This window comes from Paenibacillus xylanexedens, assembly GCF_007676705.1.
GTDB classification, from domain to species: domain Bacteria; phylum Bacillota; class Bacilli; order Paenibacillales; family Paenibacillaceae; genus Paenibacillus; species Paenibacillus xylanexedens_C.
In genome coordinates this window covers 96420-110516 of sequence record NZ_VEBF01000011.1, presented here as the reverse complement: position 1 = coordinate 110516, position 14097 = coordinate 96420, and the positions used below count along the sequence as shown (strand labels likewise).

The following is a 14097-nucleotide window of genomic DNA, read 5'->3' as shown; positions in this document are numbered from 1 at the left end:
GCCCTCTAGCGCCGATGGTACTTGGACCGCAGGGTCCTGGGAGAGTAGGACGCCGCCAAGCAATATGAAGACACACTTGATGATATCGAGTGTGTCTTTTTGTGTTACTATTTTACACTAGGAAAGAAAACTCTACAGATAAGACAGCATCAAGACCTTCACTTATATGAAGACTCTCAGTATTAATGATTTGGCCATGAATCAATGTTAGTATTATATATATTTCCATGTGTCGAGTTCAGTTTGCTTGCCTGGTTCAGCAACCTTTCAGTTGAATTTAACGTAGGTTTTAGCGAATTAGGGTATAGTGAAGCCAAGTAAAGAGGAGGAGAACCATAATGAATATATCTTCTACAGCTAGTTCCACTACATCTTACATATCGTCATCTTCGAGTTCGGACCATTCAAGTAGCTTGGAGAAACAAAAGATGAAGCTTGAGGCTCAACTGGAGAAAGTGCAATCCAGCAAGGATGATGAGCAGACTAAGAAGACAAAGACCAAACAGCTTGAACAGCAGATCAAGCAGATTGATGCACAGATTGCACAGCAAAGTTCTCAAGGAGTCGGTACAGCCGTTGCGAAGGAGGCGCCACCTGCCGAACCTCTGTCCAACGGAATGGGTGTAGCTACACCTAAGGAGATTGCAAACGCAACGACAGACAGTAATGGCCGATTTGATATACGTATCTAATGACATCTAAGTTAGAATAAAACCAAGCCCTGACCGATCTATATGGATCGGTCAGGGCTTCATGTATTTGTTTATTTAATTATTTATGAGGTCTACCTACATTCTACCTACGTTCTAGTTATCTTCTATCTGTTGCCGTTATATATCTGTTAACGTTATTCAGGACGCAACGCGTTTATCCGATCCGTAAGGGATCGTTTTCTATAGTATACAGCTATCGTGACAAGAACCAGCATCTCAGATAACGGAACAGCAAGCCACACACCCGTCACACCGAAGAATGAAGGGAGGACTGCAATTAACGCAATCATGATGATCATCTCACGCGCGGCTGTAATCCAGATGGCCATTTTGGCATTACCTACAGATTGGTAATAGGTGCTCATAACAAAGTTAACACCCATGAACACATAGGCAAATGTAAATATGCGTAATCCGTAAACGGCATTATCCGTTACACCGCTACTGAAGTTTCCAAAGATTTGCACGAAATAAGGTGCACCGATTTGAACAACAATCAGTAATAGTAGACCGCATGCCAGTGCTGTTTTGGTGGCTAAACGTATCGTTTGCTGTACCCGTTTCATCTGTTTCGCACCGTGATAATAGCTGACCAGAGGCTGAGCTGCGGATGCAAGACCCAGGAACGCTAACAGTACGACACCATGAATATAGTTCAATACAGTAAAAGATGCTACACCGTCCGTGCCCGCAATGCGGTCCATCGAGATGTTATGAGAGACAGAGAAGACCGACATGCCGAGTTCAGCCAGAAAGCTGGGGAAGCCAATGAGTAGCAGGGACGCCAGCAGTTTGTTGTTCCATTTGAACCGGGTGAATCTGAGATTATTTGTTTTTTTGAAAAAGTGTGTAAACAGGACAAGCAACGCAAGGGATGCCGATACAATTGTACCGAGGGCAACACCGCGTACACCCCACTCAAGTACATACAATGTTACATAATTGATGATGATATTAGCTACAGCAAATGTAATCTGAGCGTACATGGATGTGTTGGGATTCCCATCGTTCCGAACAAAGACAGAGAGTGCATTCTCAATGGTGAAGACGAACCCAAACAACAACATGATATTCATGTAGTCTGAAGCAAACGGGAAGGTCTCAGCGTTAGCACCGAGGGAGTAGACCAGCTTGTCTTTGAAGGTATATGCAGTATATCCAATAGCTATCGTGAATAGCATTATGAGCATAATGGATTTGGTGAAAATTTGTTTGGCTGTGGTTATATCTTTTCTACCCATTGCGTTGGAGTACAAAGTTGCCCCGCCCATACCTATCCACAGCGACATGGCAACAAAAAGTGTATAGACAGGAGAGGCAATGCCGATCCCGGCCATCGCGGTAGAACCCAGTTTGTGTCCAACCATAATACCGTCGATAATAAAATTAAAAGCAACCACCAGCATCCCCAATACGGAAGGCACAAGGTAGCTAATAAAAGCTTTACCTACAGATTGCCCTTCCAATGGATGCGTCCAATTCGTATTCATAATGACCTCCGTTAGTAAACTGAATGTTCATTCTGTATTTAATAATACTGAACGTTCGTTCTGTATGATAACACGCCATGAATTCGCTTGGCAACTTTTGCGTTTAAATATCGTTTATGTGGTAGAGTAGGTGGATATTCATAAGGCGGGAGGAATCTCCAGATGAAACAAAATAAATACGATGAAGCTGAGTTTTTCGACAACTATAGTAAGATGGCTCGTTCAATTCAAGGGCTGGAGGCGGCCGGGGAGTGGCATGAGTTGCAGACCTTGTTGCCTAATTTGAAGGAAAAGCGTGTGCTGGATTTGGGATGTGGTTTTGGTTGGCACTGCCGGTATGCGCGAGAGCAACAAGCGAGTTCAGTGATCGGTGTAGATCTGTCTGAAAATATGCTCCAGCGTGCTCGTGAGATGACGGACGATCCACAGATCCAGTACAAGCAGCTGGCGATTGAAGATATTGATTTTGCACCTGGACAATTTGATGTTGTGATTAGTTCGCTGGCTTTGCATTATATTGAACGGTTAGACGCGGTCTACGCCAAGATCAATAACTGTCTTGTTCAAGGTGGCACGTTCGTACTTTCATCTGAACATCCCATCTTCACCGCTCGTGCTGCGCAGGATTGGCATTATGGACCCGAAGGTGAGATACTGCACTGGCCCGTGGATGACTACCACGATGAAGGGAAGCGAGTGGCGAACTTTTTGAATCAGGACGTGGTCAAATATCATCGCACACTGGCAACACATCTCAATGAACTGATTAAGGCGGGGTTTGCTATTGGGCAGGTGGCTGAATCCAAGCCATCGTCGGAAATGATTGAACAGGTTCCTGGCATGCGAGATGAGAACCGGAGACCCATGTTTCTGATGATTGCTGCGGTTAAAGTATAACGATGAAAATGATTCGTTAGACCAGAGGGCAGAAAGAAAATGAGGAAGTGGAGCGTTCGCCTAAAAGCTTTCTGATAGAGGTTTCTATCTAAGCAAACTTGAAGGAATCAGTGTGTTCAGGGATATTGAACATGCTGTTTTTTTATTTTGCTACAATAATAAGAAATAATGTCCAAAATAGGGAACCAAACGAGAATAGACTCAGTCATATTAAGTGAGGTGAACAACAGTTGGATTATCAATTTCTGGCACAGGCTCATACTATCGACAATTACACACTCGGCAGCATCATGGATGATTATGGGAACGATGTGTGGAATTATGCTTATTTTCTGACCAAAAGTGCCGAGCAGGCAGATGACTTATCACAGGAAGTGTTTATTAAGGCATACTCAGGGATCGCTCATTATCGGGGAGAGTGCTCACTGAAGACGTGGCTACTGACGATTACTAGGAACACGACGTTTACATATCGAAAATCCAAATTCTTTTGCTGCATCTGAAGTATGAGCTTACGACGAGTGAGATTGCTGAGATGTTGAAAATCAGCTCAGGCACAGTAAAATCCAGACTTTCCCGAGGTAAGGACAAGGTACGTAAACACTGGGAGGAGCGAAGCGAATGACACATAAGGATGAGCAATGGGAAAAGGAAATCCGGAAGGAACCGTTTGCGTCGTCTCCTTTTACAGAGGATCACAAGCGAAAGGTGCTTCAACAGGTAGAGTGGATGAAAAAGTCGGAAATGGGAAGCCAGAGAGATCAGTCGGAGGGCCGTCCCGAGCCTTCTAGACAGCGAATAGGCAACAACTCTTCACATAAGCGCCGTTCTAGAACTGCCCCTCTAATTGCAGCGGCAGGTGCGTTGGTTATTGCTTCAGGTTTGTTCCTGTGGATCTGGGATGATGGACAGCTGGTAAAGCCCGTAATCGAGCAGGTCTATCCTACAGCAGCGTTACAGTATTCCGATGATCTGAGTATTAATCTGCTAACGGATAGGATGAAAAGAAATGTTGCGGTCACCATGCGGGATGATCTGGGTAAACAGCTGCGGATTACGAAAGTGGAAGACTTGCCTGTCTCCGGAAGAATATATGTAGAGGCTGGAAATGAAAGTGAGAAAGAGTACGCGCAGATATGGCTCGATGCGGCCACAGGCAATCTGCGGGAATTAGAAATGAGACGTGAGATGCAGCCGAGCGAGCTGGAACACCGTTATCTGCGCCAAGTTCCATCGCTTTTGCAAAGTATAGGCAGTACTCCAACCCTGAAACCTGCATCAGCTCGACGTTATGTGAGTATGAAGCAAGGGGAAATGGAGCCGATATCACATACGACATTAACATTAGAAAATGAGAATAGTTATGGAGAGATTGTATGGCAGCAGGATAAGGCTATCTCGATCACAGGCGAATTGAGACCTGATCAAATATCTCAATCGGCGCTGGGGGATGCCAGAAAAGCTATTGAAGCGTTGTCTGGTAAAGCCAATCTTGATCTGGTAAGAGCAAGTCGAAGCAAAGATGATGAGCTTGGAGAGGATACGGTTTTTTTTAGCTTTGAGAGTAACTACTTTGTACAGATGAGCGAAGGAAAAAAGGGCTTGAGTTATACCATTGGGGATGCTAATTATTATGAGCAACAAGAAATAGGCAACATAGAAGAGATGGAGGCTTATCACGAGAAATTATATAATATAGATGAATCCCTTCTCAGGGACAATGTTGGTCCTATAATTAAAAAAATATTTAACGTTGATTTTAACGACTATAAACTTCACAAAAATGCTGAGCAATTGGGGATGGTCACATTTGAACTGGAGTCGAGCACGGATGTTTTTCAGGTGATATACAGGGAAGATGGACAGATCAAGATGATTACCAGAGGCGAGCTATAGAGCTTGATCTTATATGTTACAATTTACTTCAAAGATGGAATGAGCATAAGGAGATAAGGAAGAAATATTTGGTCAGTTCGTGTCTGGCGGGGGTAGCCTGTCGGTACAATGGAACAGCGAGTCTGGATGAAAAGATTCAGGAACTTGTGGAGCAGGAGCAGGCAAAAATGGTATGTCCGGAGCTGCTTGGCGGATTCTCCACTCCTCGGGAACCGGCTGAAATTATCGGTGGTACGGGCAAAGACGTACTGGCAGGCACTGCGAAAGTGATCGAGAAAAGTGGCAAGGATGTCACAGACTTTTATATCAAGGGAGCCTATCAGACATTGGAATTGGCCAAAAAATTAAATGTGTCGTGTGTTGTGTTGAAGGAGTATAGTCCATCCTGTGGCACGAAAACCATATATGATGGAAGCTTTGCCAATCATAAAGTACAGGGGGAAGGTGTCACCTCAGCATTACTGAGACAAGAAGGATATACCGTCATTTCGGAGAAAGAATTCATGGAACAATTATAAATTCCCCTTCTGAAACTGAGAAACCATATTGTGCGTACTTTTCATTTTCGGAATAGATTCACTAACGATCGCACATACAACAAAAATATAAAGAGAAGGACGTGGAGATCCATGGAAGTTACAACACAGGTAAAGAAAAAGGAAGACATCTTGAAGGCATATCATTTCCGGCATGCAACAAAGGTATTTGACGATACTCGTAAAATTGCGGATGAGGATTTCCAATTTATATTGGAAACAGGCAGATTATCCCCAAGTTCGATTGGCTTTGAGCCGTGGAAGTTTCTGATTGTACAAAATCAGGATCTGCGCAAACGTCTGTCGGAAGTCTCTTCGGGTGCTCAAAAACAATTGGCAACAGCAAGTCATTTTGTTGTTATTTTGGCCCGATCAGATGCCAGTTATAATTCTCCCTATGCGGAATACATGCTGAAGGAAATGAAAGGAATGCCAGATGATGTATTTGAGCTGACAAGTGCGGCTTACGGGAATTTTCAGAATAACCAGAGAATTCTTGAGAATCCACGATCCCTATTCGATTGGGCGTCAAAACAGACGTACATTGCGCTTGGCAATATGATGACGGCTGCGGCTCAGATCGAGATTGACTCTTGTCCAATCGAAGGTTTCAACCGCGAGGCTGTCCATCATATTCTGGAAGAAGAGGGTTTGCTGGAGAAGGGTGCATGGGACGTTTCGGTGATGGCAGCCTTCGGTTATCGGGCAGAGGAGCCAAAACGTGAGAAGACCCGACAACCTATTGAAAAGGTTACTCAATGGCTTAACTGAATTCAGTATGAACCAACAACGTTAATCTAACCATTTAGAATACAACAGGATCGAAACAGCCCGATATTTTCCACATGCTATAAGAATGGAAAGGGCTGTTTTTCTTTGTATAAAAAAAGAACTTGATAATACATAGATATCTATATATAATGAGGTCATGCCAAAATACAACGCAATTGCACTGATTGCAAGAATCAGAGATCATGTCAACAAACGGATTGTTCACGAATTGGAACAGCATGAGGTGACAGGTATTGTTCCTTCTCATGGGGATGTACTCATGTTCTTATACCGGGAAGAGACGCTGTCGATCAAGATGCTGGCGGAACGTGTTCAACGTACGCAACCAACGGTGACGGTACTCGTCAATAAGCTGGAGAAGCTCGGTTATGTTGAACGCAGCAAGAGTGCCGAAGACAGCCGGGTGACGATGATTCGCCTAACCGAACAGGGGAAGCGACTCGAACCGATATTCCATCAGGTATCAGAGCAGATTAATAACATCATCTACGCTGGCCTATCTGATGAACAATCGGAGCAATTGGAGAGCTTGCTGTCCACTATTGTTCGAAGATTATAGTGAATGAATTCTTCTGTCTGCCAACCTTCCAGACTTGGATGGGGTGAGGCAGAAGAGCCCAAATATTTTTTTGCTCACATAAATAGATATCTATGTATGTGGAACGTATTAAAGAGAACCAATCATTGCAACCTAACTCAAACCAATCTGGAGGGATTAACACTATGAAACATCTTATCGTATATGCTCACCCACACACAGACAGCTTCAATAACGCAATTCTCAATACTGCTGTAGAAGCTCTAGAAGCCCAAGGCCATGAAGTGGTCGTTCGTGACTTGTATAAGCTTGGATTCCAACCTGTACTGACTGAAGCCGATACAGCTTCCATGCGTGCAGGACAGACACCACAGGATATCGCTACAGAGCAACAGTTTGTTACGGATGCAGAGGCCATTACATTCATCTATCCGATCTGGTGGACAGGTCTTCCTGCCATTCTGAAAGGGTATGTTGACCGTGTATTCGCCTATGGTTTTGCTTATGCAGCGGGTGAAGCGGGAATTGAGAAATTGCTGACAGGCAAAAAAGGCCTCATCATTAACACTCATGGTACACCAAATGAAATATATGACCAGATCGGCATGACTGCTGGATTAAAAGTAACTTCAGACGTAGGTATCTTCGATTTTGTGGGTATTGAAGCCGTAGATCATCTGCTCTTTGGTAGTATTGGATATTTGGATGCACCAGCATATCAAGCGATGTTGGATCAGGTTAAACAGACGGTTACGACCAAATTCTAATGTGGAAGTAGATGTAGATTCCAGCTTCACATTCCATATGATTCCAGACCGACTCGATTAAGAGTCGGTTTGTTTGTTCATGTGTTTGCAAAATGAATGAAAGGGGGTATAATCGTACCCATGGAACCTATACTAATATTCAAAGCATTATCGAACGAGACACGTAGACAAATCTTGTTGTGGCTGAAAAACCCGGAGCAACACTTTCCACCGCTGGAACTATCTCAGCATCCGGATGGTGGCAAGAACGGAATCTGTGTCGGTACGATTCAACTGAAGGCTGGACTGGCTCAGTCGGTTATATCCAGTTATCTGCTGACCATGCTCAAGGCGGGTTTGCTACTCTCAGAGCGCAGAGGACAATGGACGTATTATCGACGGAACGAAGAGACAATTCGTCAGTTTGCCGAGTACGTGCAGAACGAGTTATAAGCCGGATGCCGGAACGGAAGCTAGGATGCATAGTCAGGCAGGGATTCCGTCCGGATGTAAACGGCTAGTTCATTTCACATCATATCCAATGGCGGTATAATAAATCTATATATCTGGATATACAAAAATATAATCATTAAGGAGATTAGATAGTAATGACTACAGAAAATACAGCTTCATCCCATAAAGAACATATTCATGACGTTAAGCTTTCCATCCTGGATCTGGCTCCCGTCGTTGTAGGTGCAACACCTGCTGATGCACTGCGCAACAGTCTCGATCTTGCACAGCATGCAGAGCGTTGGGGATATCACCGTTACTGGGTAGCTGAACATCACAACATGCCGGGGATTGCCTCTTCCGCAACTTCGGTCGTTATTGGATATCTGGCTGGTGGAACCAAGACAATTCGCCTGGGTTCAGGAGGAATCATGCTCCCTAACCATGCGCCGCTAGTTATCGCAGAGCAGTTCGGTACACTGGAATCCCTGTATCCTGGCAGAATCGATCTGGGACTGGGTCGTGCACCCGGAAGTGACCGTCGTACATCGCTGGCACTGCGCAAAGATCTGAACAGCGGTGAAGATTTCCCAGAGCTGCTGGCAGAACTCAGAGCATACTTTGATGCTTCGGCGACATCTTATCACGCGCCTGTTCGTGCTGTACCAGGAGAAGGACTGAATATTCCGATTTACCTGCTGGGGTCCAGTGATTTCAGCGCTCGTCTGGCGGGTCAGCTGGGATTGCCGTTTGCTTTTGCCAGCCACTTCTCGCCCGATTACACCCGGATTGCACTAGAAACATATCGTAACAACTTCCAACCATCTGATAGCTTGAAGGAGCCGCACGTGATTGTTGGTGTCAACGCTGTTGTTGCGGATACAGACGAGGAAGCAGCATGGCTGGGTACAACGATGCAACAGCAATTCCTGAACATTATTCGCGGCACAACGGGATTGGTACAGCCTCCCGCAGAGATGGAAGGCAAATGGACGGACCGCGAGAAGGCTGGTGTTGAGCAGACGCTGAAGGCGGCTGTTAACGGTTCGCCAGAAACGGTACGTGGACAGCTGGAATCCTTCATTCGGCAGACGCAGGCAGATGAGCTGATTATTACGTCGATGATCTATGATCATAAGGCACGTCTGCACTCCTATGAGTTGATCGCACAATTGGCAGGCAAAGCTTAATCTTAATTTTAATTTTCAGCGTAAAAGCTGGCTTTAATGGTAAGCTGTAGCTTCAAATTTACGGTTCGTCTCCCAGGGAGGCGAGCCGTTTTTGAATAGGGAGATTTTGCAAATGATTCGTGTGGGGCAGAAGACTCATTTTGGGGTAAAATGACTTTATCGGTTTAATTTGAAACGATTAATCAGCACCATACGTATAAATCCAGAGTGTTATACATATGTTGGCTTGTACAAGGTATTTTTTTATTCGTGTATGGGGCATTTATAGTTTTACAGTTTAGTTTTGATTAATGGTCATAAGAGAGGACGACACGCCTATGGAGCAACCTGAGCAACCCCGCGTTTGGCCGGATCGGTTCAAGCGATTTTTTCTTAACAACAAGTTTGTTCTATTTCTGTTAATTCTGCTGTTGGTGGGACTGAACGTGATGGTTCTGACCAAAGTATCCTTTGTTCTTCATCCGCTCGCGGTACTCATCAAGACTATTGTGTTACCTATTATTCTGTCAGGCATACTTTACTACCTGCTGAATCCGATTGTCGATGTCATGGAAAGGTCAAAAATCAAGCGCGGCTGGTCCATTTTGATCCTGTATCTTGCGATTGGAGGCATTCTGACAGTCGTAGTGCTGGCAGTCATTCCGGTTGTACGGAACCAGATTATGGGGCTGATCGAAAATTTCCCAACATACAGCGAGACGGTAAAACAGCAGTTTGAGGAACTCACGGGTAGCCAACTGTTCAGTCAGTTCCAGGAGACGGTGAATCTGAATTCTCAGGATTGGTGGGGAACAATCTCCCAGAAGGCTACAGAAATTCTGAACTCGACCTGGACCAAATTAGGCGGATTCCTCGGAGCTTTCACTGAGACTGTGCTGTCCATCGTTACGGTTCCGTTCATTCTGTTTTATCTGCTGAAAGACGGCAAGAAGCTGCCGGCAAAAATTCTGTCTTTCCTGCCGCTCAAGAGCCGGACGGGTGCAATGCATGTGCTGGAAGACATCAATCACCAGATCAGTTCATTTATTCGTGGACAGATTATCGTCAGCTTCTGCATCGGTATCCTGCTCTACATTGGTTATATGATCATTGGTCTGGATTACGCACTGATTCTTGCAATTATCGCATCGTTCACGAGTGTTGTTCCGTATCTGGGGCCTGCAATTGCGATTACACCTGCGTTGATCGTGGCTCTCGTTACTTCACCGGTGATGCTTTTGAAGATGGTTGCCGTATGGACGATCGTGCAGTTAATCGAAGGTAAATTCATCTCTCCACAGATCATGGGCAAAACGCTGAAGATTCATCCTATCACGATTATCTTTGTCATTCTGACTTCAGGTAATCTGTTTGGAGTCGTGGGCATCCTGCTCGCTGTCCCAGGATATGCGGTGCTGAAAGTATGTGTATCGCATATCTTCAACTGGTTCAAAGACAGATCCGGTCTGTATGATCCGAACAAGAACAATCTTCTGTAATCGAAGCGGCGAGTCCAACTGATCGGTACTTAGAAGAAGTAGTCACTTTATATCCATCTTGGATAAAACGGTACCCTTACCAAGAAGAACCCCCGTCCATCGGCATATAGCCGAGAGGCGGGGGTTCTTCTTCATGAACAAGCTTGGCTGCTGCCTAGCTGTGTTTAATATGCTGGAGCGTTTGCAGGAAAATCTGCTCAATATGAGCATCATCCAGAGAGTAGTACACGGTTTTGCCTTCCTTACGCCGCTTGACGATCCGCATGTTGCGGAGTGAACGCAGCTGGTGTGAAATGGCCGACTGTCCCATGTCGAGCAGAACCGTCAGGTCATGAACACATAATTCCTTCTGTAACAGCGCATCAATAATACGTAGACGTGTTGGATCACTGAATGCCTTGAACCAATCCGCCATCTCGGAAGAGGTCTCCCGATCTATGAGTGAAGTGCGAATCGTCTGCACGTCGGCTTCAGTGCCTGAGCAGGCTGCATCACATTCGCTTGGTGCTTTAACCGGTTGTTCCATTTCCTATCACCGCCTATGTTAACTCAACATTTTGCATAATTCGATTTTAACCATTTGTAAGTACATTGCTGATTGGAATTCACTAGTTCGGATTTATGCAAAAGTTTAACTATACGCCTATTATATCCAAAAACCGTCTAAAGCGAAATGATTACTATTAGCATAATCTGTATGAAAAATCAACAACGATTGTTGACACTCATGTTTAGGCGTGCATATAATAGGGGTAAACAAACATATGAATGAATGCTCATATATTGAATGTAATTGGAATATAACATCGTTTTTGTACTGCAAAGGGGAGAATTCACATGGGAACCGGACAGGAACAGGTGAAAAGGGAACTTCTGCTTGATGGACTGGATTGTGCGAACTGCGCTTTGAAGATTGAGAATGGCGTCAAAAAAATTAAAGGCATTAGCGAATGCTCTGTCAATTTCGTTACCAAAACGTTATCGATGCACACCACTTCCGATATGGATGAGCAGGTAGTGGAAGAAGCGAAGCGCAAAGTGCTGCGGCTAGAGCCGCATATACGCATCTCGGAAAAAGGAAAACATATGAACGGACATGTGCACACCCACACAGGGAGTGCAGCTGGTGCGCATAACCACAGTCATGACCATGCCGGACATGATCATGGACATTCACATTCACATGCCAAACACTCACATACTCATGATCACGGAAATCATGCTGGACATGATCACAGCCATACCCATGATGATGCCCATGCAGGCCACTCGCATGAACATGGTGCAGGACAGACGAAAGTATTGCTTGCTCGTCTTGCTGCAGGTTCTGTGTTGCTCGCGGCCGCGATCTGGTCGCCGCTGGAGGGCTGGGCGCAATTTGCTCTCTATGCACTCGCTTATCTGATTGCCGGGGGAGATATTGTGCTCCAGGCGTCCAAAAACATTATTCGTGGCCAGGTATTCGATGAATACTTCCTGATGTCCGTGGCAACTTTGGGTGCCTTTGCCATTGGAGAGTATCCGGAAGGGGTAGCAGTCATGCTCTTCTATCAGCTCGGGGAGCTGTTTCAGGGTATGGCGGTTAATCGGTCACGCAAGTCCATTCAGGCGCTCATGGACATTCGTCCGGATTACGCGAATGTCCTGACGGGTTCGGGTGACGAAACCAAACGGGTTTCTCCAGAAGATGTACGGATTGGTGATCGGATTGTAGTGAAAGCGGGCGAGCGAGTACCATTGGATGGTATCGTTAGAACTGGACGTTCCATGGTGGACACTTCTGCTCTGACAGGTGAATCGGTACCTCGTGAGCTGGAGCCCGGAAGTGATGTACTGAGTGGATTTGTGAACAAAAACGGCATGCTGACCATTGAAGTAACCAAAACGTTCGGTGAATCAACAGTATCCAAGATTTTGGATCTGGTGCAGAACGCGAGCAGTCGGAAAGCGAAAACAGAACATTTTATTAGTAAATTCGCTCGTTATTACACACCGGTTGTTGTGATCCTTGCAGCATTGATCGCATTTGTTCCGCCGTTGCTACTTAGTGGTGCAACATTTGCCGATTGGATCTATCGTGCCTTGGTCTTTTTGGTTATCTCATGTCCATGTGCGCTGGTCGTCTCGATTCCACTCGGCTTCTTTGGTGGCATCGGAGCGGCTTCCCGTAACGGTATTCTCATCAAAGGCAGTAACTACCTTGAAGCGTTGAACGATGTGAAAGTCGTTGTTTTTGATAAAACGGGTACACTCACCAAAGGTGTATTTAAAGTAACAGCCATTCGTCCCGAAGGTGGACGTACGGAAGAAGAACTGATGGAGCTTGCAGCCATTGCCGAAGCAAATTCCAATCATCCAATTGCCGAATCCATTCGTGCAGCTTGGGCCAAAGTGATTCCCACGCAAGGTTTGGAAGGCTATGATGAAGTTGCCGGACACGGGATCAAGGTGAGCGTCGATGGTCGGGAAGTGCTGGCGGGCAACGCCAAATTAATGGAGCAGGCGGGTATAGCGTATAGCACTCCAGAGACGGCAGGGACAATAGTACACGTTGCTGAAGCAGGCACGTATGTTGGTCATCTGATCATTGCTGATGAAGTGAAGGATGACGCAGCCGCGGCCATTCGGGCACTGAAGAAGCTCGGCATCCGCAAAACGGTCATGCTGACAGGCGATGCCAAAGCTGTGGGTGAAGCGGTAGGACGCGAGCTGGGTGTAGATGAGGTCTATGCTGAATTGCTGCCACAGGACAAAGTCGAGCGGCTGGAGCAACTGGAAGCTGCCAAGTCTCCGAAGGAGAAAATGGTATTTGTCGGGGATGGTATCAACGACACACCAGTGCTGGCACGCGCCGATGTGGGCGTAGCCATGGGGGGACTTGGCTCGGATGCTGCCATTGAAGCGGCTGATGTGGTCATCATGACGGATGAACCGTCGAAACTAGCGAGTGCAATCCGCATTGCGAAGCGTACACGAATGATCGTATGGCAAAATATCGGGTTTGCGCTGGGTGTTAAGGCGATCTTCCTGCTACTGGGTGTGTTCGGCATTGCCACCATGTGGGAAGCGGTATTCTCCGATGTGGGTGTCACGGTGCTTGCTGTTCTGAACGCCATGCGTGTACTTCGTGTGAAGAATATCTAAGTTTACGAAACGATCGAGGCGGCTCTTCGTATATACGTAGAGCCGTTTTTATATTTTTATGTAGATAAGTCTAACTAGACATTTACACGAGAACGGAGAGGACAGAAATAACTTGAAGAAGTGAAGCTACAAGTTTTCTGTAAGAAAACTACTTCGAAAGCATACACTAGGCCTAAAAGCTTTCTAAAAGAAAGCTACATCGGAAGCATAAGCTTATCCCCCGA

The 14097-nt window shown here is 45.7% G+C and carries 15 protein-coding genes; 13 read left to right on the top strand and 2 right to left on the bottom strand.

What is annotated here, in order from left to right:
- Positions 1–338 precede the first annotated feature (338 nt).
- On the top strand, positions 339–692 hold the full coding sequence (locus tag FS628_RS28955; protein WP_145326504.1) for a FlxA-like family protein: 354 nt from the start codon (positions 339–341) through the stop codon (positions 690–692).
- A gap of 155 nt (positions 693–847) precedes the next feature.
- On the opposite strand, the gene FS628_RS28950 is transcribed toward FS628_RS28955, so the two are convergent.
- A complete protein-coding gene (locus tag FS628_RS28950; RefSeq protein ID WP_145326503.1) occupies positions 848–2203 on the bottom strand; it encodes an MATE family efflux transporter in 1356 nt (451 codons plus the stop codon).
- 162 nt (positions 2204–2365) lie between these two features.
- Between FS628_RS28950 and FS628_RS28945 the strand changes: the two genes are divergently transcribed.
- The 11 genes from FS628_RS28945 to FS628_RS28900 all read left to right on the top strand — a co-directional run bounded on the left by FS628_RS28945 (position 2366) and on the right by FS628_RS28900 (position 10729).
- Positions 2366–3100 carry a class I SAM-dependent methyltransferase gene (locus FS628_RS28945; RefSeq protein ID WP_145326502.1) on the top strand — a complete coding sequence of 245 codons (735 nt, stop codon included), beginning with the start codon at positions 2366–2368 and terminating at the stop codon, positions 3098–3100.
- Between the two features lie 230 nt (positions 3101–3330).
- Positions 3331–3603 carry an RNA polymerase sigma factor gene (locus FS628_RS33505; RefSeq protein WP_440131320.1) on the top strand — a complete coding sequence of 91 codons (273 nt, stop codon included), beginning with the start codon at positions 3331–3333 and terminating at the stop codon, positions 3601–3603.
- Complete coding sequence (locus FS628_RS33500; RefSeq protein ID WP_440131319.1) at positions 3591–3725, top strand: RNA polymerase sigma factor; 135 nt, start codon at positions 3591–3593, stop codon at positions 3723–3725. The genes FS628_RS33505 and FS628_RS33500 overlap by 13 nt, the downstream gene beginning before the upstream one ends.
- A complete protein-coding gene (locus tag FS628_RS28935; RefSeq protein WP_145326501.1) occupies positions 3722–4996 on the top strand; it encodes a hypothetical protein in 1275 nt (424 codons plus the stop codon). The genes FS628_RS33500 and FS628_RS28935 overlap by 4 nt, the downstream gene beginning before the upstream one ends.
- A 68-nt stretch (positions 4997–5064) precedes the next feature.
- On the top strand, positions 5065–5514 hold the full coding sequence (locus FS628_RS28930) for a DUF523 domain-containing protein (protein ID WP_260871232.1): 450 nt from the start codon (positions 5065–5067) through the stop codon (positions 5512–5514).
- Between the two features lie 111 nt (positions 5515–5625).
- Complete coding sequence (locus tag FS628_RS28925; RefSeq protein ID WP_145326499.1) at positions 5626–6303, top strand: NAD(P)H-dependent oxidoreductase; 678 nt, start codon at positions 5626–5628, stop codon at positions 6301–6303.
- Between the two features lie 157 nt (positions 6304–6460).
- Positions 6461–6883 (top strand): MarR family winged helix-turn-helix transcriptional regulator, encoded by a 423-nt coding sequence (locus FS628_RS28920; protein WP_145326498.1) that lies wholly within the window; start codon positions 6461–6463, stop codon positions 6881–6883.
- Between the two features lie 164 nt (positions 6884–7047).
- Positions 7048–7629: an NAD(P)H-dependent oxidoreductase gene (locus tag FS628_RS28915; RefSeq protein WP_145326497.1), complete on the top strand. Its 582-nt coding sequence runs from the start codon at positions 7048–7050 to the stop codon at positions 7627–7629.
- 120 nt (positions 7630–7749) lie between these two features.
- Positions 7750–8061 (top strand): ArsR/SmtB family transcription factor, encoded by a 312-nt coding sequence (locus tag FS628_RS28910; RefSeq protein WP_017690814.1) that lies wholly within the window; start codon positions 7750–7752, stop codon positions 8059–8061.
- Between the two features lie 155 nt (positions 8062–8216).
- Positions 8217–9251 carry an LLM class flavin-dependent oxidoreductase gene (locus FS628_RS28905; protein ID WP_145326496.1) on the top strand — a complete coding sequence of 345 codons (1035 nt, stop codon included), beginning with the start codon at positions 8217–8219 and terminating at the stop codon, positions 9249–9251.
- A 317-nt stretch (positions 9252–9568) separates the two neighbouring features.
- Positions 9569–10729: an AI-2E family transporter gene (locus FS628_RS28900; protein WP_145326495.1), complete on the top strand. Its 1161-nt coding sequence runs from the start codon at positions 9569–9571 to the stop codon at positions 10727–10729.
- A gap of 154 nt (positions 10730–10883) precedes the next feature.
- Here the strand turns inward: FS628_RS28900 and FS628_RS28895 are convergent, their stop codons facing one another.
- On the bottom strand, positions 10884–11255 hold the full coding sequence (locus tag FS628_RS28895; RefSeq protein ID WP_036614212.1) for an ArsR/SmtB family transcription factor: 372 nt from the start codon (positions 11253–11255) through the stop codon (positions 10884–10886).
- A 311-nt stretch (positions 11256–11566) separates the two neighbouring features.
- Here FS628_RS28895 and FS628_RS28890 point away from each other — a divergent pair, with 311 nt between their 5' ends.
- Positions 11567–13873 (top strand): heavy metal translocating P-type ATPase, encoded by a 2307-nt coding sequence (locus FS628_RS28890; protein WP_145326494.1) that lies wholly within the window; start codon positions 11567–11569, stop codon positions 13871–13873.
- Positions 13874–14097: the final 224 nt, after the last annotated feature.

Coding starts and splice junctions, on each gene's coding strand:
- FS628_RS28905 (WP_145326496.1), top strand. CDS start 8,217: ATGACTACAGAAAATACAGCTTCATCCCATAAAGAACATATTCATGAC.
- FS628_RS28895 (WP_036614212.1), bottom strand. CDS start 11,255: ATGGAACAACCGGTTAAAGCACCAAGCGAATGTGATGCAGCCTGCTCA.
- FS628_RS28890 (WP_145326494.1), top strand. CDS start 11,567: ATGGGAACCGGACAGGAACAGGTGAAAAGGGAACTTCTGCTTGATGGA.
- FS628_RS28910 (WP_017690814.1), top strand. CDS start 7,750: ATGGAACCTATACTAATATTCAAAGCATTATCGAACGAGACACGTAGA.
- FS628_RS28935 (WP_145326501.1), top strand. CDS start 3,722: ATGACACATAAGGATGAGCAATGGGAAAAGGAAATCCGGAAGGAACCG.
- FS628_RS28920 (WP_145326498.1), top strand. CDS start 6,461: ATGCCAAAATACAACGCAATTGCACTGATTGCAAGAATCAGAGATCAT.
- FS628_RS28945 (WP_145326502.1), top strand. CDS start 2,366: ATGAAACAAAATAAATACGATGAAGCTGAGTTTTTCGACAACTATAGT.
- FS628_RS28925 (WP_145326499.1), top strand. CDS start 5,626: ATGGAAGTTACAACACAGGTAAAGAAAAAGGAAGACATCTTGAAGGCA.
- FS628_RS28915 (WP_145326497.1), top strand. CDS start 7,048: ATGAAACATCTTATCGTATATGCTCACCCACACACAGACAGCTTCAAT.
- FS628_RS28950 (WP_145326503.1), bottom strand. CDS start 2,203: ATGAATACGAATTGGACGCATCCATTGGAAGGGCAATCTGTAGGTAAA.
- FS628_RS28900 (WP_145326495.1), top strand. CDS start 9,569: ATGGAGCAACCTGAGCAACCCCGCGTTTGGCCGGATCGGTTCAAGCGA.
- FS628_RS28955 (WP_145326504.1), top strand. CDS start 339: ATGAATATATCTTCTACAGCTAGTTCCACTACATCTTACATATCGTCA.